This is a genomic window from Pseudomonas fluorescens (assembly GCF_018614775.1).
Classification (GTDB): domain Bacteria; phylum Pseudomonadota; class Gammaproteobacteria; order Pseudomonadales; family Pseudomonadaceae; genus Aquipseudomonas; species Aquipseudomonas fluorescens_BY.
In genome coordinates, this window is sequence record NZ_JAGGOF010000025.1 from 26647 (window position 1) to 50899 (window position 24253).

General features: G+C 62.6%; 23 protein-coding genes. 19 read left to right on the forward strand and 4 right to left on the reverse strand.

What is annotated here, in order from left to right:
* The first annotated feature begins 96 nt into the window (after positions 1-96).
* Positions 97-1029 carry an ABC transporter ATP-binding protein gene (locus J7E36_RS06975; RefSeq protein WP_215001240.1) on the forward strand — a complete coding sequence of 311 codons (933 nt, stop codon included), beginning with the start codon at positions 97-99 and terminating at the stop codon, positions 1027-1029.
* On the forward strand, positions 1026-1805 hold the full coding sequence (locus tag J7E36_RS06980; RefSeq protein ID WP_215001242.1) for an ABC transporter permease: 780 nt from the start codon (positions 1026-1028) through the stop codon (positions 1803-1805). The genes J7E36_RS06975 and J7E36_RS06980 overlap by 4 nt, the downstream gene beginning before the upstream one ends.
* A gap of 175 nt (positions 1806-1980) precedes the next feature.
* Here J7E36_RS06980 and J7E36_RS06985 read toward each other — a convergent pair whose 3' ends face one another.
* On the reverse strand, positions 1981-2496 hold the full coding sequence (locus tag J7E36_RS06985) for a DUF2062 domain-containing protein (RefSeq protein WP_215001244.1): 516 nt from the start codon (positions 2494-2496) through the stop codon (positions 1981-1983).
* A 144-nt stretch (positions 2497-2640) separates the two neighbouring features.
* Here J7E36_RS06985 and J7E36_RS06990 point away from each other — a divergent pair, with 144 nt between their 5' ends.
* The 12 genes from J7E36_RS06990 to J7E36_RS07045 all read left to right on the forward strand — a co-directional run bounded on the left by J7E36_RS06990 (position 2641) and on the right by J7E36_RS07045 (position 14134).
* On the forward strand, positions 2641-4887 hold the full coding sequence (locus tag J7E36_RS06990; RefSeq protein WP_215001246.1) for a DNA internalization-related competence protein ComEC/Rec2: 2247 nt from the start codon (positions 2641-2643) through the stop codon (positions 4885-4887).
* 95 nt (positions 4888-4982) lie between these two features.
* Positions 4983-5618, forward strand: coding sequence for a MotA/TolQ/ExbB proton channel family protein (locus tag J7E36_RS06995; protein WP_161796100.1), 636 nt, complete (start codon positions 4983-4985; stop codon positions 5616-5618).
* Positions 5615-6043: an ExbD/TolR family protein gene (locus J7E36_RS07000; RefSeq protein ID WP_215001248.1), complete on the forward strand. Its 429-nt coding sequence runs from the start codon at positions 5615-5617 to the stop codon at positions 6041-6043. Before J7E36_RS06995 ends, J7E36_RS07000 begins: the two co-directional genes overlap by 4 nt.
* The gene (gene lpxK / locus J7E36_RS07005) at positions 6043-7053 is read left to right on the forward strand and encodes a tetraacyldisaccharide 4'-kinase (RefSeq protein WP_215001250.1); all 1011 of its coding nucleotides are present in this window, start codon (positions 6043-6045) and stop codon (positions 7051-7053) included. The genes J7E36_RS07000 and lpxK overlap by 1 nt, the downstream gene beginning before the upstream one ends.
* A 24-nt stretch (positions 7054-7077) precedes the next feature.
* On the forward strand, positions 7078-7263 hold the full coding sequence (locus J7E36_RS07010; protein ID WP_042728811.1) for a Trm112 family protein: 186 nt from the start codon (positions 7078-7080) through the stop codon (positions 7261-7263).
* Entirely contained in the window at positions 7260-8024 is a 765-nt protein-coding gene (kdsB, locus tag J7E36_RS07015; RefSeq protein ID WP_215001252.1) for a 3-deoxy-manno-octulosonate cytidylyltransferase, read from the forward strand. Before J7E36_RS07010 ends, kdsB begins: the two co-directional genes overlap by 4 nt.
* Positions 8024-8488 carry a low molecular weight protein-tyrosine-phosphatase gene (locus tag J7E36_RS07020; RefSeq protein WP_215001254.1) on the forward strand — a complete coding sequence of 155 codons (465 nt, stop codon included), beginning with the start codon at positions 8024-8026 and terminating at the stop codon, positions 8486-8488. Before kdsB ends, J7E36_RS07020 begins: the two co-directional genes overlap by 1 nt.
* Positions 8485-9504: a UDP-N-acetylmuramate dehydrogenase gene (gene murB / locus J7E36_RS07025; RefSeq protein WP_215001256.1), complete on the forward strand. Its 1020-nt coding sequence runs from the start codon at positions 8485-8487 to the stop codon at positions 9502-9504. The genes J7E36_RS07020 and murB overlap by 4 nt, the downstream gene beginning before the upstream one ends.
* A gap of 265 nt (positions 9505-9769) precedes the next feature.
* Positions 9770-10240 carry a (2Fe-2S)-binding protein gene (locus J7E36_RS07030; RefSeq protein WP_215001258.1) on the forward strand — a complete coding sequence of 157 codons (471 nt, stop codon included), beginning with the start codon at positions 9770-9772 and terminating at the stop codon, positions 10238-10240.
* Positions 10237-12552, forward strand: coding sequence for a xanthine dehydrogenase family protein molybdopterin-binding subunit (locus J7E36_RS07035; RefSeq protein ID WP_215001260.1), 2316 nt, complete (start codon positions 10237-10239; stop codon positions 12550-12552). The genes J7E36_RS07030 and J7E36_RS07035 overlap by 4 nt, the downstream gene beginning before the upstream one ends.
* Entirely contained in the window at positions 12552-13523 is a 972-nt protein-coding gene (locus tag J7E36_RS07040) for an XdhC family protein (RefSeq protein ID WP_215001262.1), read from the forward strand. The genes J7E36_RS07035 and J7E36_RS07040 overlap by 1 nt, the downstream gene beginning before the upstream one ends.
* 20 nt (positions 13524-13543) lie before the next feature.
* The gene (locus tag J7E36_RS07045; RefSeq protein WP_215001264.1) at positions 13544-14134 is read left to right on the forward strand and encodes a nucleotidyltransferase family protein; all 591 of its coding nucleotides are present in this window, start codon (positions 13544-13546) and stop codon (positions 14132-14134) included.
* A 303-nt stretch (positions 14135-14437) separates the two neighbouring features.
* On the opposite strand, the gene ltrA is transcribed toward J7E36_RS07045, so the two are convergent.
* Positions 14438-15730 (reverse strand): group II intron reverse transcriptase/maturase, encoded by a 1293-nt coding sequence (gene ltrA, locus J7E36_RS07050; protein WP_215001266.1) that lies wholly within the window; start codon positions 15728-15730, stop codon positions 14438-14440.
* A gap of 509 nt (positions 15731-16239) precedes the next feature.
* Positions 16240-19497, reverse strand: a complete 3258-nt coding sequence (gene rne, locus J7E36_RS07055; protein WP_215001268.1) for a ribonuclease E — start codon at positions 19495-19497, stop codon at positions 16240-16242.
* Positions 19498-20196: 699 nt separating this feature from the next.
* On the opposite strand from rne, the gene rluC reads away from it, so the two are divergent.
* From rluC to J7E36_RS07070, 3 genes are read left to right on the forward strand one after another with little or no spacing between them, the layout of a single operon-like run.
* Positions 20197-21153, forward strand: coding sequence for a 23S rRNA pseudouridine(955/2504/2580) synthase RluC (gene rluC, locus J7E36_RS07060; RefSeq protein WP_215001270.1), 957 nt, complete (start codon positions 20197-20199; stop codon positions 21151-21153).
* Positions 21143-21805 (forward strand): HAD-IIIA family hydrolase, encoded by a 663-nt coding sequence (locus tag J7E36_RS07065; protein WP_215001272.1) that lies wholly within the window; start codon positions 21143-21145, stop codon positions 21803-21805. Before rluC ends, J7E36_RS07065 begins: the two co-directional genes overlap by 11 nt.
* Positions 21806-21824: 19 nt before the next feature.
* Positions 21825-22814 (forward strand): S49 family peptidase, encoded by a 990-nt coding sequence (locus tag J7E36_RS07070; RefSeq protein WP_215001274.1) that lies wholly within the window; start codon positions 21825-21827, stop codon positions 22812-22814.
* Positions 22815-22844: 30 nt separating this feature from the next.
* On the opposite strand, the gene J7E36_RS07075 is transcribed toward J7E36_RS07070, so the two are convergent.
* Positions 22845-23423 (reverse strand): Maf family protein, encoded by a 579-nt coding sequence (locus J7E36_RS07075; RefSeq protein WP_215001276.1) that lies wholly within the window; start codon positions 23421-23423, stop codon positions 22845-22847.
* A gap of 105 nt (positions 23424-23528) precedes the next feature.
* Between J7E36_RS07075 and J7E36_RS07080 the strand changes: the two genes are divergently transcribed.
* Together J7E36_RS07080 and rpmF are read left to right on the forward strand one after the other, a co-directional pair.
* Positions 23529-24056, forward strand: coding sequence for a YceD family protein (locus tag J7E36_RS07080; RefSeq protein WP_215001278.1), 528 nt, complete (start codon positions 23529-23531; stop codon positions 24054-24056).
* A gap of 13 nt (positions 24057-24069) precedes the next feature.
* Positions 24070-24252, forward strand: coding sequence for a 50S ribosomal protein L32 (gene rpmF, locus J7E36_RS07085; RefSeq protein WP_003179396.1), 183 nt, complete (start codon positions 24070-24072; stop codon positions 24250-24252).
* Position 24253 lies beyond the last annotated feature (1 nt).

Below are 24253 nucleotides of genomic sequence, written 5' to 3' on the forward strand. Positions count from 1 at the left end.
CGACGCCACGCACCATGGCCTTCGTGCGCCGTGGTTGTATTGCTCGCCGCCCGCCCTCATGTACTTCTTTCCTCCCTTCTTGGTGCGTAATCCGATATGAGTTCCGCTCTGTCCATCCGGCAGCTAACCAAAACCTACGGCAACGGTTTCCAGGCCCTGAGTGGTATCGATCTGGACGTCGCCGAAGGTGATTTCTTCGCCTTGCTCGGCCCCAACGGTGCCGGCAAATCCACCACCATCGGCATTCTTTCCACACTGGTGAACAAGACCAGCGGCACGGTGAATGTCTTCGGTCATGACCTGGACCGCGAGCCCGCCGCCCTCAAGCGCTGCATCGGCGTGGTGCCCCAGGAGTTCAACTTCAACCAGTTCGAGAAGACCTTCGACATCGTCGTGACCCAGGCGGGTTACTACGGCATCCCGCCGAAGATCGCCAACGAGCGCGCCGAGCAGTACCTGACCCAGCTGGGGTTGTGGGACAAGCGTGACGTGCCGTCCCGTTCGTTGTCCGGCGGCATGAAGCGCCGGTTGATGATTGCCCGTGCGCTGGTCCATGAGCCGCGGCTGCTGATCCTCGACGAACCGACGGCGGGCGTGGACATCGAGCTGCGTCGTTCGATGTGGACCTTCCTGACCGAACTGAACCAGAAAGGCATCACCATCATCCTCACCACGCATTACCTGGAAGAGGCCGAGCAGTTGTGCCGCAACATCGGCATCATCGACCACGGCACCATCGTCGAAAACACCAGCATGCGGCAGTTGCTCAGCCAGTTGCATGTGGAAACCTTCCTGCTGGACCTCAAGCACGACCTGAAGGCAGCGCCCCAGCTCGTCGGCTACCCGGCTCGCCTGGTGGACAGCCATACCCTGGAGGTGCAGGTGGACAAAGCCGTCGGAATCACCGGGCTGTTCGGCCAGCTGGCCTTGCAGAACATCGAAGTGCAGAGCCTGCGCAACAAAACCAATCGCCTTGAGGAGTTGTTCGTGTCCCTGGTGGAGAAAAACCTGGCGAAGGTGGCGGTATGAGTTCCGAACTGCGCCCCAACCTCATCGCCCTCAATACCATTGTCTACCGTGAAGTCCGGCGCTTCATGCGGATCTGGCCGCAGACCTTGCTGCCGCCGGCCATCACCATGGTTCTGTACTTCGTGATCTTCGGCAACCTGATCGGCCGGCAGATCGGCGACATGGGTGGCTTCACGTACATGGATTACATCGTGCCGGGGCTGATCATGATGTCGGTGATCACCAACTCCTATGGCAACGTGGTATCGAGCTTCTTCGGCAGCAAATTCCAGCGTTCGATCGAAGAGTTGATGGTCTCGCCGGTGTCGCCCCACACGATTCTCATCGGCTACACCCTGGGTGGCGTATTGCGTGGCCTGGCTGTTGGCTTGATCGTGACCTTGCTGTCGCTGTTCTTCACCCACCTGCAGGTGCATCACCTGGGGCTGACGGTGTTGGTGGTGGTGCTCACGGCCACGATCTTTTCGCTGTTGGGCTTCATCAACGCCGTATTCGCGCGCAACTTCGATGACATCTCGATCATCCCGACGTTCGTGCTCACGCCGTTGACCTACCTGGGCGGGGTGTTCTACTCGATTTCCCTGCTGCCACCGTTCTGGCAGACCGTGTCCCTGGCCAACCCGGTGCTGCACATGGTCAACGCGTTTCGCTACGGGATCCTCGGGGTTTCCGACATCAGGATCAGCGTCGCGATCACGTTCATGCTGGTGGCGACCGTGGTGCTGTATGTCGGTTGCGCGCGGTTGCTGGTCAGTGGGCGGGGAATGCGTACCTGACCTTGTGGGAGCGAGCTTGCTCGCGATAGCGTCGGGTCATTCAGCCATGCTGGTGGCTGACACTCCGTTATCGCGAGCAGGCTCGCTCCCACATTGGTTTCCGTTGAATCGCGCGACAGCGTCAGCCTGCACCACCAAAAAAGGCCTCCAACAATGGGGGCCTTTTTTTTGCAGGTCACATCCGGCTTTTCTTGCGCCGCTTCCACTGCCGCGTCACCCACCAGCGCCAGTAACTCATGGTGACGAAGTAGGCCAGGGCGCCCAGGACCAGGCCTGTCACCACCGAGCCGAGCAGGAACGGCTGCCATAAGGTCGACAGCTGGCCGCTGATCCATTCCCAGGTCAGCGCTTGCGGCAGCGTCCGGGCAGGCGCGTCCATCAGCCAGGCGCCGGTCTGGTAAGTGCAGAAGAATACCGCCGGCATGGTGATCGGGTTGGTCAGCCACACCAGGCTCACGGCGATCGGCATATTGCCGCGAACCGCGATGGCCAGCGCGGCGGCCAGCAACATCTGCAGCGGGATCGGCAGGAATGCGGCAAACAGGCCGACGGCCATGGCTCGCGCGACCGAACGCCGGTTGAGGTGCCAGAGGTTGGGATCGTGCAGTAAGGTGCCGAGAAAGCGTAAGGATTTATGTTCCCTGATGCTCTGCGGGTCAGGCATGTAACGTTTGAATAAGCGCCGGGGCATAAGGCTTCTCGGTCGGTTCAAAGCGGTAAGGCTGCAAGTATGTCCGGATTCTACGGTCGGCAGATTCAGACTTTGTGACAATTGATAACGCCCAGGGTGCCCCGGACCGGCTAAGCCTGATGAAAGGACTCTCAAGGACGGCTTATGCGCACAGGGTTGGTCGCGCTTGCACTGGGGCTGGTGGCCCCGGTTTTTTTCCCGGCATTGCCACTGCTGTGGCTGACTGCGGCGATGCCGGTGCTGGCACTGATGACGTTGCCGTTTCGCACTTACCCGCTGGGATTTTTCCTGTTCGGGTTGGCCTGGGCCTGCCTGTCGGCGCAGCACGCATTGGACGATCGGCTGCCTGCCGCGCTGGACGGTGAAACCCGTTGGGTCGAAGGACGCGTCGTCGGTTTGCCGCAACACAACGACGACATGGTGCGCTTCGAACTGGCCGATGCGCAGTCGCGGCGCACCCGGCTACCGAGGTCGATGCGTCTGGCCTGGTTCGGGGGGCCACCGGTTCGCAGCGGTGAACGCTGGCGTTTGGCGGTCAAGCTCAAGCGGCCCGCCGGGCTGCGCAACCCACAGGGTTTCGATTATGAAGCCTGGTTGTTGAGCCGTGGCCTCGGTGCCACCGGTACGATCAAGGATGGCCACCTGCTGCGGCCGGTCCAGGGTGCTTGGCGCGACGGCGTACGCCAGGCGCTCGCACAGGTCGATGCCCAAGGTCGCTCCGGGGCGTTGATGGCGTTGGTCCTCGGCGACGGCGGTGGATTGAGCCGGGAAGACTGGCAGGTGTTGCAGGACACCGGCACCGTCCACTTGCTGGTGATCTCCGGGCAACACATCGGCCTGCTCGCCGGCCTGATGTACTTCGCGGTTGCCGGCGCGGCACGTTATGGGGTGTGGCCGGCGGGCTTGCCGTGGTTGCCCTGGGCCTGCGCGCTGGCTTTCAGCGCGGCCCTGGGCTACGGCTTGCTGGCCGGGTTCGAGGTGCCGGTGCGGCGGGCCTGCGCGATGATCGGCCTGGTGTTGCTGTGGCGCCTGCGCTTCAAACAGGCGGATCCCTGGTGGGCGTGGGTGCTTGCGTTCGCCGGGGTGCTGCTGTTCGATCCGCTCGCCAGTTTGCGGCCAGGGTTCTGGTTGTCATTTGCCGCCGTCGCCACCCTGATGTTCACTTTTGGCGGTCGCCTGGGGCCCTGGCGCTGGTGGCAAACCTGGACCCGTGCCCAGTGGCTGGTTGCGGTCGGCCTGTGTCCGCTGTTGCTGATACTGGGTTTGCCGGTCAGTCTCAGCGGGCCGCTGGTGAACCTGCTGGCGGTGCCCTGGATCAGCCTGTTGGTGCTGCCGCCAGCGCTGCTGGGCACGGTGCTGTTGCCGGTGCCGATTGTTGGCGAAGGACTGCTGTGGATGGCCGGCGGTCTGATCGACCTGTGGTTCAAAGGGCTGACATGGGCTGCCGGGCGAATGCCCGCCTGGACCCCCGCTTCGCTGCCTTCATGGGCTTGGTGCCTGGCAGCCCTCGGTGCTTTCCTGCTGCTGTTGCCCAAAGGCGTGCCGCTGCGCCTACTGGGCTGGCCGATGGTGCTGCTGATGATCTTTCCTGCGCGAGAAAGCATCCCGCCAGGGCATGCTGAAATCTGGCAGTTGGATGTAGGCCAAGGGCTGGCGATCCTGGTGCGCACCCGTAGCCACACCCTGCTCTACGACGCAGGGCCGCGCTTTGGCGACGCCGATGCGGGCGAACGTGTCGTGCTGCCCACTTTACGCAAGCTCGGCGTAGGCAAGTTGGACCTGATGCTGCTCAGCCACGCCGATGCCGATCATGCCGGCGGAGCCCAAGCGGTACGCAACGGGCTGCCAACGAAGCGGGTGATCAGCGGCGATCCCGCCGCGCTGCCCGAGATGTTGCAGGCCGGACCCTGTGACAGCGGCCAGCGCTGGGAATGGGACGAGGTCGCCTTCGAACTGTGGCAATGGGCATCTGCGGTCGACAGCAACCAGAAGTCCTGCGTGTTGCGGGTGGAGGCGAGCGGCGAGCGTCTGCTGTTGACCGGTGACATCGACAGCCATGCCGAGCGCGCCTTGCTTGCCGGTCCTCTAGGGGGACCGACCCACTGGCTGGCGGCACCGCATCACGGCAGCCGCAGCTCCTCGTCGATGGCGCTGCTGTCGCGCCTCAAGCCCCACTCGGTGTTGATTTCACGGGGGCAGGGCAATGCGTTCGGCCACCCGCATCCCCAGGTGATGGCTCGGTACCGGCGTTCCGGCATGGCGATCTACGACAGTGCCGAACAGGGTGCCATTCGTCTGCAACTGGGCGCCTTCGAGCCACCGCATACCCAGGCCGGGCACCGGCGCTACTGGCGTGACCCGCCGCCGACAGGACCTGCGGGCCACCCTTGATACTGCTCAACCGGGCGAGGCGCATATTGGCGGTTCGGGTCTCCAAGGCGAGTCTGTGTGATAAAGTGGCGCACTTTTTCGAGGGGGCAGTCACTGTGTGGGAATTGGTCAAATCCGGCGGCTGGATGATGTTGCCGATCATTCTGAGTTCCATCGCGGCACTGGGTATCGTTGCCGAACGCCTGTGGACCCTGCGCGCCAGCCGCGTGACCCCGGAGCATCTGCTCGGGCAGGTCTGGGTCTGGATCAAGGACAAGCAACTGAACAAGGACAAGCTCAAGGAGCTGCGTGCCAGCTCGCCCTTGGGTGAAATCCTTGCCGCCGGCCTGGCAAACTCCAAGCATGGTCGCGAGATCATGAAGGAATGCATCGAGGAAGCCGCCGCCCGGGTCATCCATGAACTGGAGCGTTACATCAACGCCCTGGGCACCATCGCCGCTATGTCCCCGTTGCTGGGCCTGCTGGGGACGGTGCTGGGCATGATCGATATCTTCAGTGCGTTCACCGGCTCCGGGATGACCACCAACGCCGCGGTGCTGGCGGGGGGCATTTCCAAGGCGCTGATCACGACCGCTGCCGGTCTGATGGTGGGTATCCCGTCGGTGTTTTTCCATCGGTTCCTGCAACGCCGCGTCGACGAACTGGTGGTGGGCATGGAGCAGGAAGCCATCAAGCTGGTCGAGGTGGTGCAGGGCGATCGCGACGTGGACCTGGCCGGGGACAAGAAGTGAAATTCCGCCGCAAACCCCGGGAAAACATCGAGATCAACCTGGCGTCACTGATCGACGTGGTGTTCATCCTGCTGCTGTTTTTCGTCGTGACCACCACGTTCACCCGCGAAACCCAGCTCAAGGTTGAATTGCCGCAGGCCGTCAGCGGCTCGCCGGCTGAAGACCAGCAGCTGAAGACCGTGGAAATCACCATCAGCGCCGAAGGGGCGTTCTCGGTGAACAACCAACTGCTGCCCAAGAGTGACCTGGCGAGCCTGATCGAGGCCCTGCAGACGGAATCCGGCGGTGACACCAACCTGCCGTTGTCCATCAGTGCCGACGGCAAGACCCCGCATCAATCGGTGATCACCGCCATGGACGCGGCCGGCAAGCTCGGCTTCAGCCATCTGCGCATGACCACGGTCGAGGCGGCGCCCGCACCCTGATGGCCATGTCCGATCGATTGCTCGCCGCGTGGTACCGGGGCCACCCGGCCTTGACGCTGTTGTGGCCGCTGGAGTGGTTGTACCGGCGGGTGGTGGTGCGCAAGCGCGAACGCTTCCTGGCGGGTGAAGGCCAGATCTACCAGCCGCCTGTGCCGCTGGTGGTGGTAGGCAATATCACGGTCGGCGGCACGGGCAAGACGCCGATGATTCTCTGGATGATCCAGCACTGCCAGCGCAGCGGCCTGCGGGTCGGCGTGGTGAGCCGGGGCTACGGCGCCCAACCGCCCCGATTGCCGTGGCGGGTCGAAGCCGGGCAGGGCGCCGATATCGCTGGCGACGAGCCGTTGCTGATCGTCCAGCGCACCGGCGTGCCGCTGATGATCGATCCCGAGCGAAGCCGCGCAGTCCAGGCGTTGCTGGAGGCCGAACCGCTGGACCTGATCCTGTCCGACGACGGCATGCAGCACTACCGGATGGCCCGCGACCTTGAACTGGTGCTGATCGATAATGCCCGTGGTCTGGGCAATCGCCGTTGCCTGCCTGCCGGGCCATTACGTGAGCCGGTCGAGCGCCTGCAATCGGTTGATGCCGTGTTGTACAACGGCGCCAGCGCTGATCGTGATGATGGCTTTGCCTTCGAGCTGCGGCCCACCGCGCTGGTGAACCTGCTTAGCGGCGAACGGCGTGACGTCGACCATTTCCCGCCCGGCCAGGCCCTGCACGCCGTGGCCGGTATCGGCAATCCGCAGCGTTTCTTCAAGACCCTCGAAACGCTACACTGGCGGCCAATACCGCACGGGTTTGCCGACCACGCCGAATACAGCGCCCAGGCCTTGAACTTCACGCCGTCGCTGCCGGTAGTCATGACGGAAAAGGACGCGGTCAAATGCCGTGCCTTTGCCGCGCCCGACTGGTGGTACCTGGCGGTGGATGCCGCGCCGTCACCGGCCTTTGCGGCCTGGTTCGATACGCAGTTGATGCGCCTGTTGCCGGATCGGCTTTTGCCTTAACACCTTTTATCCAAGGGAATTTCCATGGACACCAAACTGCTCGATATCCTGGCCTGCCCGGTCTGCAAAGGGCCGCTCAAGCTCAGCGCCGACAAGACCGAACTGATCAGCAAGGGCGCCGGCCTGGCCTATCCGATTCGTGACGGCATCCCGGTGATGCTTGAAAGCGAAGCCCGTACCCTGAGCACCGACGAGCGGCTGGATAAATGACCGCAGCCTTTACCGTTGTCATTCCGTCGCGCTTCGCCTCGACGCGCCTGCCCGGCAAACCCTTGCTGTCGATCGCCGGCAAGCCGATGATCCAGCACGTGTGGGAGCAGGCTTGCAAAAGCAGCGCCGAGCGCGTGGTGGTGGCAACCGACGATGCGCGCATCGTCGAGGCCTGCAAGGGGTTTGGCGCCGAAGTCGTGTTGACGCGCGAGGATCACAATTCCGGCACCGATCGCCTGGCGGAAGTCGCCGCGAAGCTGGGCCTGGCACCCGACGCCATCGTGGTCAATGTGCAGGGTGACGAGCCGTTGATCCCACCCAGCGTGATCGATCAGGTTGCCGCCAACCTCGCGGCCCACACCGAGGCGCGCATGGCCACCCTGGCCGAGCCGATCGAGGACGTAGAGACCCTGTTCAACCCCAACGTGGTCAAGGTGGTCAGTGACCTCAATGGCCTGGCGCTGACCTTCAGTCGCGCCACGTTGCCATGGGCTCGAGACGCGTTCGCCCAGAACCGCGACGTGATGCCCGAAGGCGTGCCGTACCGCCGCCACATCGGCATCTACGCCTACCGCGCCGGCTTCCTCCAGGACTTCGTCGCCTGGGGCCCGTGCTGGTTGGAGAACACTGAATCGCTGGAACAACTGCGGGCGCTGTGGCATGGCGTGCGAATCCATGTCGCCGATGCACTGATCGCCCCGCCGACAGGTGTCGATACGCCTGAAGACCTTGAGCGCATCCGTCGTTTGCTGGAGGTCTGATGCGGGTTCTGTTCGTCTGCCTCGGCAACATCTGCCGCTCGCCCACCGCTGAAGGCATCTTGCGGCACAAGCTGCGTGAGGCCGGGTTGGCCGGGCAGGTCGAGGTCGCGTCCGCCGGTACCGGTGACTGGCATGTCGGCAAGGCCCCGGACAAACGCAGTCAGGCCGCGGCCCTGCGCCGGGGGTATGATCTGTCGGCCCAGCGTGCCAGACAGGTGACCCGCGCCGACTTCGCCGCCTACGATCTGATCCTGGCGATGGACAGCAGCAACCTGCGCAACCTCAAGGCCCTGCAACCGGCCAATGGCCGCGCAGAGCTGGATCTGTTCCTGCGCCGCTACGAAGCTGAACTCGATGATGTGCCAGACCCGTACTACGACGGTGAGCAGGGCTTCGAGCAGGTGCTGGACTTGATCGAACAGGCCACGGACCGGCTGGTGATCGAATTGAAGGGGCGGTTATGACCTTGCAGGTACAGGCGGGCGTCAGCCTCAAGCCGTTCAACAGTTTTGGCGTCGACGTGACGGCCCGGTTGTTCGCCGAAGCCCACGGCGACGGGGACGTTCGCGAGGCACTGGCCTATGCCGCCGAGCACCGGGTGCCCTTACTGGTGATCGGCGGCGGCAGCAACCTGCTGCTGACCGGCGACATCGACGCCCTGGTGCTGCGCATGGCCAGCCAGGGGGTCCGCCTGCTCAGCGATGACGGCGAACGGGTGGTGGTCGAAGCCGAAGCCGGGGAGCCCTGGCACCCCTTCGTCCAGTACACGTTGGCGCAAGGCTGGTCGGGGCTGGAAAACCTCAGCCTGATCCCCGGCACCGTGGGCGCCGCCCCGATGCAGAACATCGGCGCCTACGGTGTGGAGATCAAGGACGTTTTCGCCGGCCTCACCGCGCTGGATCGCCAGACCGGTGAGCTTCGCGAGTTCAGCCTGGATGAGTGCCGTTTTGCCTACCGTGACAGCTTGTTCAAACAACAGGCCGGCCGCTGGTTGATCCTGCGGGTACGCTTCGCCCTCAGTCGCGCCGGGCACCTGCACCTGGAGTACGGCCCGGTCCGCCAGCGGTTGACCGAGCTGGGCATCGACCAGGCGACGCCGACGGACGTCAGTCGGGCCATTTGCAGCATTCGCAGCGAAAAACTCCCAGACCCGGCCGTGCTCGGCAACTCTGGCAGTTTTTTCAAGAATCCGCTGGTGCCCGCTACTCACGTCGCGCAACTCAAGCTGCAATACCCGGATCTGGTGGCTTATCCACAGCCTGAAGGGCAGATGAAAGTCGCCGCCGGCTGGCTGATCGAACGGGCCGGTTGGAAAGGTTTTCGCGAGGGTGACGCTGGGGTCCACGCCTTGCAGGCGTTGGTGCTGGTCAACTACGGCGGCGCCACTGGCCCGCAACTGTTGGACCTGGCCCTGCGTATTCAAAAAGATATTGCCGAACGGTTCCAGGTCGAGCTGGAGATGGAGCCCAATCGCTACTGACTCCGGGTTCGCCATGCTCTGAGGACGCCCTGCACAATCGCGCACATCGATCATTTGTGCAGGATTGTGTAGGGCGTTTTGCGTGTTCCTGGGTTAATTTAGCGTCCAATCGATGCGACCATTGCATCTCGAAGGCCCGATGCAGACGCCTGTGCGCGTGTGCATAAGAGAGCCCGATCAGCCTGAGCCAGTCTGCGATAACCGAACCGTTACCCACGCGGCAGATGGCTCGACCCCATTATTCGAACACCGTGCAGGCGTGCCCATGATTACCCTGCAACTCAATGGAAAAGACCATCAACTGGATGTGACCGAGGACATGCCGCTGCTCTGGGCCATCCGTGACGTCGCCGGGTACAACGGCACCAAATTCGGTTGCGGCATGGGCCTGTGCGGCGCGTGCACTGTCCACATCGACGGCGCGCCGGCGCGCAGTTGCATTACACCGGTCGGCTCGGTGGCAGGACAGAACATCAGCACCATTGATGAGCTTCACGCTGATCCAGTCGGGCAGGTCGTACAGAAAGCCTGGCTCGACACTGCGGTGGCCCAGTGCGGTTACTGCCAGGGCGGACAGATCATGTCCGCGACCGCGTTGCTCAAGACAAACCCCAACCCGAGCGATGAGCAGATCGAAGAAGCCATGGTCGGCAACATCTGCCGCTGCGGCACCTATAACCGGATCAAGACCGCCATTCGCCAAGCCTCCACTCACCTTAAGGAGGCCAAGGCATGAGCCGCTTGCCTCATGATTTTGTGCTGAGCAACCTCAGCCGTCGCGGTTTCCTCAAGGGCGCGAGCGCCACCGGTGTGCTGGTGCTGGCCGCCAGTTGGGGCCTGCCGGACGCCTTTGCCGAGGACAAGAAATTCGGCGGCGAGGGCATGCCCCATGGCGTGGTCGATGACCCGAAGGTGTACGTGAGCATCGCTGCCGACGGCAGCGTGACGGTGATCTGCAACCGTTCGGAAATGGGTCAGGGCATCCGCACCAGCCTGAGCATGGTGGTGGCCGATGAGCTGGACGCCGACTGGGCCTTGGTGAAGGTGCAGCAGGCACCGGCCGATGAGGCGCGCTTCGGCAACCAGGACACCGATGGTTCGCGCAGCATGCGCCACTGGTACGAGCCGATGCGCCGTTGCGGTGCTGCTGCGCGAACCATGCTGGAACAAGCTGCTGCAGCTCAGTGGGGTGTTCCGGTGGGTGAATGCCGGGCGCAGTTGCATAAAGTGTTGCACGAGCCGTCCGGTCGCGAGCTGGGCTATGGTGCGTTGGCTGCCGCCGCCAGTGCCTTGCCGGTGCCGGCCCGGGACAGCTTGCGCCTCAAGCCGGCGTCGGAGTTTCGCTACATCGGCAAGGAAGCGAGCCGGGCCATCGATGGTGCGGACATCGTCAATGGTCGCGCGGTGTTCGGCGCCGATGTGCATTTCGACGGCATGCTCTACGCCGTCGTGGCCCGGCCGCCGGTCTATGGCGGCAAAGTCAGGACCGTGGACAGCAGCGCGGCGCTGAAGATACCGGGTGTGGTCAAGGTGATCGCAATCGAAGGGCGCCCGCTGCCCTCCGAGTTCCAGCCGCTGGGCGGCATCGCCGTGGTGGCGAACAACACCTGGGCGGCGATCAAGGGCCGCGAAGCGCTGAAAATCGAGTGGGACGATGGCCCGAATGCCGGCTACGACTCCGTTGCCTATCGCAAGGAGCTGGAGGCGGCTGCGCTCAAGCCTGGCAAGGTCGTGCGCAGCAGCGGCGACCTTGACGACGCCCTGGCCAAGGCCGATTCGACCCTGGAAGCGGCGTATTACCTGCCGCACCTGTCCCAATCGCCGATGGAACCGATGGTTGCCGTCGCCCGTTTCAAGGACGGCCATTGCGAAGCCTGGGCACCGAGCCAGGCCCCGCAGGTAACCCGCGAGCGCGTCGCCGAGCGCTTGGGTATCCCTTTCGACAAGGTCACGGTGAACATCACATTGCTGGGCGGTGGTTTCGGCCGCAAGTCCAAGCCGGACTTCGTCGTTGAAGCAGCACTGCTGGCCAAGGAATTTCCCGGTCAGGCTGTACGGGTGCAGTGGACCCGCGAGGATGACATCCATCACTCGTATTTCCACACCGTGTCGGCCGAATACCTCAAGGCCGGCCTGAACCAGGACGGCATGCCCTCCGGCTGGCTGCACCGTACCGTAGCCCCGAGCATCACCGCGTTGTTTGCGCCGGGCATGACCCATGAAGCACCGTTCGAAGTGGGCATGGGTTTGACCAACATGGCCTACGCCGTGCCGAACATGCGCATGGAGAACCCCGAAGCGACGGCGCACGCACGGGTGGGCTGGTACCGCTCGGTGTCGAACATTCCCCACGGGTTCGCGATCCAGAGTTTTATCGACGAACTGGCCCACAAGGCCGGTCAGGATCCGTTGAAGTATCAGGTCAAGCTGCTCGGCCCGGACCGCAGGATCGATCCGCGTACCTTGAGTGAAGAGTGGAACTACGGCGAATCCCCCGAGCGTTATCCCATCGACACGGCGCGGATCCGTACCGTGCTGGAAACCGCCGCCAAGGCTGCCGGCTGGGGGCGCAAGTTACCCAAGGGCAGAGGCTTGGGGCTGGCGGTGCATTACAGTTTCGTCACCTATGTCGCTGCGGTGATCGAGGTGGAGGTCAAGGACGACGGCACGGTGATCGTGCACAAGGCCGATATCGCGGTGGACTGCGGCCCGCAGATCAACCCCGAGCGTATTCGTTCGCAGTTCGAAGGCGCCTGCGTCATGGGCCTGGGCAATGCAATGGTGGGGGAGATCAGTTTCAAGGACGGCAAGGTCCAGCAGGATAACTTTCACATGTACGAAGTGGCGCGCATGTCCCTGGCGCCCAAGGAAGTGGCGGTGCACCTGGTCACGCCGCCGGGCGAAGTGCCGCTGGGTGGCGTCGGCGAACCGGGTGTACCGCCGATTGCGCCAGCCTTGTGCAACGCGATTTTCGCCGCCACGGGCAAGCGCATTCGCAGCCTGCCCGTGCGCTATCAGTTGCAAGGCTGGCAGCAGGCCAACGCCTGATGGACAGCGTAGATCTGAACGTCTTGCGCAGCGTGCTCCAATGGCGCCGCGCCGGGCAGCGGGTGGTGTTGTTCACCGTGGTCCAGACCTGGGGCACCGCGCCCAGGCCGCCGGGGGCGATGCTGGCATTGCGCGAGGACGGCGTGGTGATTGGCTCGGTGTCCGGCGGTTGTGTCGAGGATGACCTGATCGCCCGGCTGCACGATGGGCGCATTCCGGACGACGGCCCGCCGGTGCAGATGATCACCTATGGCGTCACCCGCGAAGAGGCGGCGCGCTTTGGCCTGCCGTGCGGCGGTACCCTGCGCTTGACCGAAGAACGGGTCGGCGACCCCGAATGGGTCGCGCAACTGCTGGAGCGCTGCGAAGCCCATGAGATTGTCGCCCGTGAGCTGACGCTCGCCAGCGGCGATGTGAGGTTGGCGCCGGCCGATAAAAGTGATGCGCTGGTTTTCGACGGCCATACCTTGCGGGCCATCTACGGCCCGCGCTGGCGACTGCTGTTGATCGGTGCCGGGCAACTGTCGCGCTACGTGGCGGAAATGGCCCGATTGCTGGACTTCGAAGTGCTGATCTGCGATCCGCGCAAGGAGTTCGTTTACGGTTGGGAAGAACAGCACGGTCGCTTCGTCCCGGGTATGCCCGACGAAGCGGTGTTGAACATCCAGACCGACGAGCGCACGGCGATCGTCGCCCTGACCCATGACCCGCGTCTGGACGACATGGCATTGCTCACGGCGCTGGATTCCAGGGCTTTCTATGTCGGCGCCCTGGGTTCGCGGGTCAATAGCCAGAAGCGCCGGGAGAACCTGGCTCAGCTAGGCTTGTCGGTGGAGGCCATCGAGCGCTTGCATGGGCCGATCGGCCTGCACATCGGCAGCCACACTCCGGCGGAAATCGCTCTGTCGCTGCTGGCCGAAATCGTGGCGATCAAGAATGGCGTTGAACTGCGCCAGAAAAAGCCACTGTAAGCCGCAGGCAAGGAGGATGTATGGGTGGGTCGATTGGCGTGATCATTCTCGCAGCCGGATCGGGCAGCCGCTTCCGTCAGGTTGCAGGTCCCGACAAGGACAAGCTGCTGGCAGACTGCACTGGGCGTGACGGCGCCGTACGATCAGTGATTGAGCAGGTACTGGTGAATCTGCCAGCCCACCTGGCAAAGCGCGTGCTGGTGACCGGTCAGGATCGCCCGCAAGCCGTTCGCATGGCCCAGGCCTATGGGTGCGATGTCGTGGAGCTGGACTCCTCCGGCCTTGGCGACAGCATTGCTGCCGGTGTCCGGGCCAGTCCAGATGTCGAGGGGTGGCTGATAGTACTGGGCGACATGCCGTTCATCCTGCCATCGAGCATCGCACAGGTGGCGGCGGCGATCAGCGAGGACGGCATCAGCGTGCCGGTCCTCGCGGGTGAGTACGGGCACCCCGTAGGATTTGGCCGGGCGTTTGGTTCGCGGTTGATGGCCTTGACCGGAGATCGCGGTGCCAAGGCCTTGTTTGCCGGGGCGCACGTGGTCGAAGTGCCGGTGGAGGATGCTGGTGTGGCCTGGGATGTCGATGTGCCTGAAGCACTGACCTTCAAATAACAGCCGATACAGATAAATCCTGTGGGAGCGAGCAGTTGGTGATCGTTCCCACGCTCTGCGTGGGAACGCCTCCTGTGACGCTCTGCGTCACGCTTTCGGAACGCGGAGCGTCCCTGGCTGCATTCCCACGCGGAGCGTGGGAACGATCCTGTCCCATCGCTATCGCGAGCAAGCTCGTTCCCACAGGGTGGTGGGGTGTGGATAAGTTCGAGGCATCGGCATAGGGGGCGGCCTTTCACAGGCCGCTCCCCTGCCACACCACCCGGCATGCGGGTCCGCACCGGGCGGTTCGAGAGATTGAGGTCAGGAGAGGCGCGGTAAACCCATTCTGTCGAACCACGCTATATCGAGTACTCGGTTGAGTTCAAAGCGGCTGTTGCGCCACCAACAGCGGGAGTTTCCCGCCACTTTGCGTGCAACAGCCTCACTTGCTCCCAACTTGTGTAACTCCCGATAGATCGTTGAACTGCACCGCCACTGCTTGAGCTGGATCGCTCGGAGTCGATGTCGCATCCATTCGTCCAGCTCTCGCCAGATTCGAGGGGTTTGCGACAAGCCAAAATAAGCCTTCCAACCCAGCAGGTAGGGCCTCAATCGATCGACAACCTGTTGCAAGCTGCGGCCACCTGAGCGCCGGGTAAGCCAGCGGATACGTTGCTTGAACTGCTTACGCGCCTTGACCGCTACCGATCTCTTGACGCCTTTGGGTGACGCCCAAAAGGCATAGCCTAGAAACTTGCGACCAAACGCGCTCGCCACCGCACTCTTGCTCTCGTTGACACTCAAGTGCAGCTTTTCATACAGACGCTTCAGCAGGACCATCACTCGCTGCCCAGCCTTCTTGCTGCGAACGTACACATTCGCGTCATCGGCATAACGCACGAAACAATGGCCCCGACGTTCAAGCTCTCGATCCACTTCGTCCAGCAGCACATTCGCCAACAACGGCGACAGCGGGCCGCCTTGCGGCGCCCCCTGGCGACTTCTCTCGACCACGCCATTGACCAGCGTTCCCGCATCCAGATACGCGCGAACCAGCCGGATAACTGCCGGGTCCACAATCCGTTTGCGTAAACGACCTATCAGAATGTCGTGGTCGACCCGGTCGAAGAACTTCTCCAGATCAACATCCACTACCACCTTGCGCCCCGAAGACACATGTCGCTGGGCCGACAGGATGGCGTCCTGCGCACTGCGCCCCGGACGAAAGCCATAGCTGTGTTCACTGAAGGTTGGATCGAGCAGTGGTTGCAAGACTTGCAGCAGCGCTTGTTGGATCAGCCGGTCGGTGACCGTTGGGATACCCAACTCGCGTTCGCCGCCGTCAGGCTTGGGAATGACCACGCGTCGTACCGGACTGGGCCGGTAGACGCCTGAAAGAAGCTGTTCGCAGATCGCAGGCCATCGGCTTTGCAAATGTTCGGCGGTCTGTTCAATATCCAGACCGTCAACTCCCGCAGCCCCTTTGTTGGCCTTGACCCGTTTCCAGGCCCGCTTCAGGTTTGCTCTCGCAAAGGCCCGTTCCAGCAGCCCTTGCCCTGCGTTGTCGGTTTCATTTTGCGGGCAATTGACCTCGTCGCTGATGGGGCTTCTCACGGCTTCACCGCTCGCGTCCTCACATCCGCCCCACGTTTAGCAGGCTTCTGACTTCCGGTCTTTCGCATCAACATGGCCTATAACGCTTTCTCTCGTTCGGCCCTTCGTCAAAAAAAAAAAAGACTACTACGGCCTCTGCTGACTTCTCGCTCCGGTTTGCACCGTCGCCCTTTCAGGCACAAGGCGAGATCTCCCCAGGTAAGAACGCAATCCTTCGCCACACAACCGCCGGATTTACGCAGCCTGATCCTTGACCACAAGAGCTTCGCGGTTTTATGCCCGCTCGCCCTGATCGGCTTCGCCTTGTATCCGGTTCTTGTACATCGGCTCATGGCTTCGATTCACGCTTCCTCCCCACACTCGATCGCCCTCATGCAGTTGCGCTTCACTTCGTTCGCTGTGGTCAGCTTACGGCGGGACTTTCACCCACAAGATTGCGCCCATGCTGGGCGCACATAAAAAAGCCCCGCCTGGCATTGCCAGGCGGGGCTTTTTACTGGGCGGTGGAATCAGGCGTGAGGTTTAGGCTCGTGCTCTTTTTCCAAGGCTTCAGTGTGACGCGGTGGGACTTCCTCGGCAGCTTGCTGAGGTTCTTCGATCACCGGAGCCGATTCAGCCGGGGCTGGTTCGGCGGCGGTTTCAGCGATCGGAGCAGGGACTGCCTCGACAGCTTCCACCACCGGAGCAGGCTCGGCGGCAGGCGCTTGAGGGGCGGCAGCGGCAGCTTGTTCGGCTTCCTTCTGCAGACGCTCGGCTTCACGCTTGCGACGACGCACTTCACGTGGATCGTTTGGCGCACGGCCGTTCTCGGTCAAGGCGCTGGCAGGTGCTGGCGACTCCACCGGGGCGGGCGCTTCAGCCACCACGGGTGCTTCAACCACTGGAGCTGCTTCAATCACTGGCGCTTCGAGCGCTTTCACAGGCTCTGGTGCCGGCTCCGGTTCAGCCGCTGGTGCCGCTGCAGCTGGCTCGGCGCTCCAGTTGAAGGCTGTCTGCTCTTCACGCACTGGCTCTGGTGCTTGTTCCTCGGCCGGTGCTTCGACGGCGGGTTCAGCGGCCACCACGGGCAGCTCGACGGTCGGTGCAGGCTCGGCGGCGACGGGTGCTTGCGGCTGGGCTTCAGGAGCCGGGGCAAGTTCCACTTCCGGTGAGGCCGTCACCTCTACAGCCGTCGTGGCTTCGACCACCGGCGCTTCAACAGCCGGGGTGTTTTCCACGGCAGCAGTGGCGCGTTCGGCCTGTTCGTGAGCCTGGGCTTCGGCCGGGGCGCTGATTGCACTGCTGGCGACCGCGGCGGTCACGGCCAGGCCGGCAGCCAGGTCGTCAGCGCTTGGCGCTTCGGCGTTCTCGGCGGATTCAGGCTCTTCCGAACCTTCGATCACGTTGCCGTTGGCATCGCGCTGACGCTCACGACGGTTGCTGCGACGACGCTGGCCCCGGGAACGGCGACGTGGACGATCGCCTTCGGCGTTGTCCTGACCGTCTTCCTGCAGCTGCTCTTCGACGTCCAGCACTTCTTCTTCGCTGGCAGCGGCGGCCTGCTCGGCGCGTGGCTGGCGTTCTTCACGTGGCGGACGCGGTGCGCGCTCTTCACGAGGCTGGCGGGCCGGGCGCTCTTCAGTGGTGGCGGCTGCGACGGCAGCAACGGCTGGGGCGGCATCCAGTGGCTCACGCAGTTCGCGAACACGCTCTTCACGCTCGCCACGGGGCTTGCGATCTTCACGAGGCGCGCGCGGCTGACGCTCTTCACGCGGGGGACGCGGTGCGCGCTCTTCGCGGGCTACGGCTGGTGCGTCTTCACGGGCTTCGCGCGGCTGGCGCTCTTCACGTGGGGCACGTTCCTCACGCGGAGCACGTTCTTCACGCGGAGCGCGCTCTTCACGAGGCGCACGCTCTTCTCGCGGAGCACGTTCTTCGCGAGGCTTGCGCTCTTCATCGCGGCGACCGTTGCGGTTGCGGGTCTGCTGGCGACCGTTACGGCGTTCCTCGTTGCGGGCCGGACGCTCGGCGGCGACAGGCTTGGCGACGACGGCCGGTGCGGCAGGTTCTTCCTTGGTGGCGAACAGGCTGACCAGCGATTTCACCAGGCCTTTGAACAGGCTGGGTTCCGGCGCGGCGACAGGGGCGGCAACCGGGGCAACCACTTCGGTCGGGACCGGAGCGTTGGCGCGGGCCGGGGCGGTCTTGACCGCGGCTTCCTGGCGAACCAGGGTGCGCGTGGCGGCGGCCGGCTGGACGTCTTCCACTTCGGCAGCGGCAGCAGCGATCTCGTAGCTGGACTGGTTGGTGTGGGCTTCCGGGCTGTCGTCACGCAGGCGCTGCACTTCGAAATGCGGCGTTTCGAGGTGGTCGTTCGGCAGGATGACGATACGGGCGCGAGTGCGCAGTTCGATCTTGGTGATCGAGTTGCGTTTCTCGTTGAGCAGGAACGCGGCGACCGGGATCGGCACCTGGGCGCGAACTTCGGCGGTGCGGTCCTTCAGGGCTTCTTCTTCGATCAGGCGCAGGATCGCCAGGGACAGTGACTCGACGTCACGGATGATGCCGGTGCCGTTGCAACGTGGGCATACGATGCCGCTGCTTTCGCCCAGGGAAGGACGCAGGCGCTGACGGGACATTTCCAGCAGGCCGAAGCGCGAGATACGACCGACCTGTACACGGGCGCGGTCGGCTTCCAGGCACTCACGGACTTTTTCTTCCACGGCGCGCTGGTTCTTGGCCGGGGTCATGTCGATGAAGTCGATGACGATCAGGCCGCCAATGTCACGCAGGCGCAACTGACGGGCGATTTCTTCGGCCGCTTCAAGGTTGGTCTGCAGGGCGGTTTCTTCGATGTCGCTGCCTTTGGTGGCGCGCGCCGAGTTGATGTCGATGGACACCAGGGCTTCGGTCGGATCGATGACGATGGAGCCGCCGGACGGCAGTTCGACGACGCGCTGGAAAGCGGTCTCGATCTGGCTTTCGATCTGGAAACGGTTGAACAGCGGAACGCTGTCTTCGTAGAGCTTGATCTTGCTGGCGTACTGCGGCATCACCTGGCGAATGAAGGTCAGGGCTTCGTCCTGGGCTTCAACGCTGTCGATCAGCACTTCGCCAATGTCCTGGCGCAGGTAGTCGCGGATGGCGCGGATGATCACGTTGCTTTCCTGGTAGATCAGGAACGGCGCGGAGCGATCCAGCGAGGCTTCTTTGATGGCGGTCCACAGTTGCAGCAGGTAGTCGAGGTCCCACTGCATTTCTTCGCTGCTGCGGCCAAGGCCGGCGGTGCGAACGATCAGGCCCATGTCGGCTGGAGCGACCAGGCCATTGAGAGCTTCACGCAGTTCGTTGCGCTCTTCGCCTTCGATGCGGCGCGAGATGCCACCGGCACGCGGGTTGTTTGGCATCAGGACCAGGTAACGGCCGGCCAGGCTGATGAAGGTGGTCAGGGCCGCGCCCTTGTTGCCACGTTCTTCTTTTTCGACCTGGACGATGACTTCCTGGCCTTCGCTCAGGACGTCCTTGATGTTGACGCGGCCTTCAGGGGCTTTCTTGAAGTATTCGCGGGAGATTTCTTTAAGGGGCAGGAAGCCGTGGCGCTCGGAGCCGAAATCGACAAAGGCAGCCTCAAGGCTTGGTTCGATGCGAGTAATCCGGCCTTTATAGATGTTGGCCTTCTTCTGCTCGCGTGCACCGGATTCGATATCCAGGTCGTAGAGGCGCTGGCCGTCTACCAGTGCAACACGCAACTCTTCGGGTTGAGTTGCGTTAATCAGCATTCTTTTCATGTAGTACCGTCGGTTTCCGGGCTGCCGGAAACGGCGTTCGGCACACACGACTTCTCACGGTCGGTGTCAGGTGCGTCCTGGAAGTGGCGGGGCCATTCCAGTGTCCAGCGAGTTCGACCCAATGATGGCGAAGTCGCGACGGACGCGTCCTGCTTGCTGGTACTCAAGCACTCAGTCAGGAGGAGGAATCAACCGGCGTCTGTGGACGAGATGAAGCGTCTAGATACAAGCCTGATGCTACACAGTCCGACGGTTGTACATCTCCACCCTACACGTATCCCTGATAATTCGGGTGCTGCCGCGCGCAGAATCCGCAGCGGGTTGGCATTTACCGCGAGCTCCGAAAGGGGAGGTCACGCATCATGGCTAATTTAGGCGTTGTTTCCGAAGCTCTCGCTCGGGGTCGTTCGTAGCTGACTGCACTTTGTGAACTGGCCATGAATGTGGCACGCAAGGCGAGTCAGAACTCTGCTTTGCGGCGTATTTCAGGCCTCATGTCACCTGCGCTCGTTACAACTGCAAACTCTACCGTTACGTAGCGAAAGCCCCGTAGGACGGCCTCTCGTCCTCGTGAATTGCGTTGGTCAGGGCCGGTTGTTGACCGCTGGTCCGCTGTCCAGCCACTTTTGGCGGCGTTCGGGACTATAGCAGCAATGATTAAGTGCTTCAATTCCATAAAAAATTGTTATGATCGCCGCCATGACGACTACTGCCCCTCCGACCCCTGGCGTTCAACTGCTCGAGGTCTCGCCGGAATATGCCGGCCAACGAATCGATAATTTCCTGCTGGCTCGGCTCAAAGGCGTGCCCAAGACCTTGATTTACCGCATTTTGCGCAAAGGCGAAGTGCGGGTGAACAAGGGGCGGATCAAGCCCGAATACAAGCTCCAGGCTGGTGATATCGTGCGCGTGCCGCCGGTTCGCGTGCCTGAGCGCGATGAACCGGTGCCTCTGGCCCAAGGCTTGCTGCAGCGCCTTGAAGCCTCGATTGTCCACGAAGACAAAGCCCTGATCGTGATCAACAAGCCCGCCGGCATTGCTGTTCACGGTGGTAGCGGATTGAATTTCGGCGTGATCGAAGCCTTTCGTCAGCTGCGTCCGGACGCCAAGGAGCTGGAACTGGTCCATCGCCTTGACCGCGACACCTCCGGCCTGCTGATGATCGCCAAGAAGCGCAGCATGTTGCGCCACTTGCATGAGCAACTGCGTGGCGATGGCGTGGACAAGCGCTACATGGCCCTGGTGCGTGGTCGCTGGGAAACGTCCGTCAAACAGGTGCGTGCGCCGCTGCTCAAGAGCAACCTGCGCTCCGGCGAACGCATGGTCGAAGTCAACGAAGAGGGCAAGGAGGCGTTGACCGTCTTCAAGGTGCTGCGCCGCTTCGGCGACTTTGCCACGATGGTCGAGGCCAAGCCGGTGACCGGTCGTACTCACCAGATTCGTGTCCATACGTTGCACGCCGGGCATTGCATTGCCGGTGACAGCAAATACGGCGATGAGGATTTCACCCGGGAAATCCGTGAGCTGGGCGGCAAGCGCCTGTTTCTCCATGCCTACATGCTGACCGTGCCGCTGCCCGATGGCGGCGAGCTGAAATTGCAGGCTCCCGTGGATGACATGTGGGCCAAGACCGTGGAGCGGTTGAGTGCACCCTGATTACAAGCTGCTGATCTTCGATTGGGATGGCACGCTGGCGAATTCCATCGGTCGGATCGTCGAGGCGATGCACGTCGCCTCGGACCGTATGGGGTTTGCCCGGTGCAATGATTTTGCGGTCAAGGGCATTATTGGCCTGGGATTGCCGGAAGCCATTCGAAGCCTTTATCCGCAAATCGATGACGAAGCGCTGGTGATTTTTCGTCAGCACTATGCCGACCACTACATTGCGCTGGAGGCCGAGCCTTCACCGCTGTTCGATGGCGTGGTGAGCACGCTGGAGGCCTTGCGTGCCGAGGGTTATCACCTGGCCGTCGCGACCGGCAAGGCGCGTCGCGGCCTGGATCGGGTGCTCAAGTCCCATGGCTGGGAAGATTATTTCGAGATCACCCGCGCGGCCGATGAAACCGCCAGCAAACCGCACCCTCTGATGCTTGAGCAGATCCTGGCGCATTGCAATGTGCGTGCGGAGCAAGCGCTGATGGTGGGCGACTCGTCGTTCGACCTGCAAATGGCGCGCAATGCCGGCATGGCGTCGGTGGCGGTCAGTTACGGGGCGCAGACGATCGAGGCGTTGAAGGCTTTCGAGCCGCTGCTGGCCATCGATCATTTTGCTGAATTGCACGCCTGGCTGAGCCGTCAGGCCCATTGAGTTTGCTGGGGATACATGCATGACCGACGAATGGAAAGCACCGGCCAAGGCGAGCGCCGAGAATGGTGATGACAAAAGCTGGAAGCTATTGGAAAAGACTCTGCTGGCCAGTGTGCAGGAGCAGCGCCGCTCCCGCCGCTGGGGCATCTTCTTCAAGCTGCTGACGTTCATTTATATCTTCGTCGCATTGGCGCTGTTCACGCCGCTGATGAACATGGAGAAAAGCGCGGTCAGCGGTTCGGCGTACACTGCGCTGATTGACATCGAGGGCATGATCGCCGACAAGGAGCCCGCCAGCGCGGACAACATTGTCGGTAGCCTGCGAGCCGCTTTCGAGGATCCGAAGGTCAAAGGCGTGGTGCTGCGCATCAACAGTCCTGGCGGCAGCCCGGTGCAGTCGGGTTACGTCTACGACGAGATCGTGCGATTGCGCGGGTTGCACCCGGATATCAAGGTGTATGCGGTGATTGCCGACCTCGGCGCCTCCGGTGCCTATTACATCGCCAGCGCGGCGGACCAGATCTATGCCGACAAGGCCAGTCTGGTAGGCTCCATTGGTGTGACGGCGGCGGGCTACGGCTTTGTCGGGACAATGGAAAAGCTGGGTGTGGAGCGTCGGGTGTACACCTCCGGCGAACATAAGTCCTTCCTCGATCCGTTCCAGCCGCAAAAGCCCGAAGAGACTGCTTTTTGGCAGGACGTGCTCGACACCACTCACAAGCAGTTCATTGCCAGCGTCAAGAAGGGCCGGGGCGAGCGCTTGAAGGACAAGGAGCACCCGGAGTTGTTCTCCGGGCTGGTCTGGTCGGGAGAGCAGGCCTTGCCGCTGGGCCTGATCGACGGCCTGGGCAGCGCCAGTTCGGTGGCGCGGGATGTGATTGGGCAAAAAGATCTGGTGGACTTCACCATCGAAGAATCACCGTTTGATCGCTTCTCGAAAAAACTTGGGGCGAGCATCGCCGAGCATCTGGCGATGTGGATGGGTTTTCAAGGGCCGACGCTGCGCTAGGGTCGCAGGCTTTAGATAGCTCCGTGGCGCTCAGGGAATCTGCACGCCTTCTGCCAGCAACATATCCACCAGACGAATCAACGGCAGGCCGATCAGGCTGGTAGCGTCGGGGCCTTCTGTGCTCTGGAACAGGCTTACGCCAAGCCCCTCGGCCTTGAAGCTGCCGGCGCAGTCATAGGGTTGTTCGGCACGCAGGTAGCGTTCGACCCGCGCCGGGTCCAGGGTGCGCATCGTCACGGTAAACGGAACGCAATCGATTTGGCAGGCGCCGGTCTGGCTGTTGAGCAGCGCCAGCCCGGTCAGGAATGTGACCCGGGTGCCGCTGGCGGCCAGCAATTGTTCGCGGGCGTTTTCAAAAGTGTGTGGCTTGCCCAGAATGCGCTCGCCGAGCACAGCGACCTGGTCTGAACCAATGATCAGGTGCGCCGGGTGACTGCTCGCCAGCGCCTGTGCCTTTTCCCGAGCAAGGCGTTTTACCAGCTCGGCGGCGGACTCGCCAGGACGATGGCTTTCGTCGATGTCGGGCGAGCTGCAGACGAACGGCAGGCCCAGGCGGGTCAGCAAATCCCGTCGATAGACTGAGCTGGAGGCAAGTAATAAAGGCAGCATGGGCATCTCCAAGAGGCAGGGGCGAATTCTAGCGAGGCGCGCAAGTGACGGACAGGGCTGAATTTCCTTTGACATGGCAGGGTGTATCCCTATAATGCTGCGCCTATGTTGAATGACCCGATTCCACCTCACGTTGACCCGCGCAAATTGGCTGATCGTGGCACCACCCTTCAAGGTGAACTGCTGCTGGCCGATTTGAAGAGACTCTGCGACCCGCTTTCCGACGACGTCGGTACGGTCCAGGCGAAATTCGTTTTTGAACGAGATGAACGTAAAGCTGTGGTTATCCACAGCGTTATCGACACCGAAGTCAAAATGGTTTGCCAGCGTTGTCTTGAGCTGGTCACCCTGCCGATCCACAGCGAATGCAGTTACGCCGTGGTGAAGGAGGGTGCGAATACCCAGTCGTTGCCGAAAGGTTATGACGTGCTGGAACTGGGCGAAGATCCATTGGATCTGCAGTCACTGATCGAGGAGGAGCTTTTGCTCGCCTTGCCCATTGTGCCTGCTCATCATCCGGAAGAATGCCAGCAGCCGGCGGGAGCAGGTGAGCCCGAACCGAGCGAGGACGAGGTAACGCGGTCCAACCCGTTCAGTGTATTGGCGCAGTTAAAGCGTGACCCAAACGTTTAGGAGTTAATCAATTATGGCTGTTCAGCAGAACAAAAAATCCCGCTCTGCCCGTGACATGCGCCGTTCGCACGACGCTCTCGAGGCTAGCACCCTGTCTGTAGAAAAAACCACGGGTGAAGTTCACCTGCGTCACCACGTATCGCCAGAAGGCGTATACCGTGGTCGTAAAGTGATCGACAAGGGCGCTGACGAGTAAT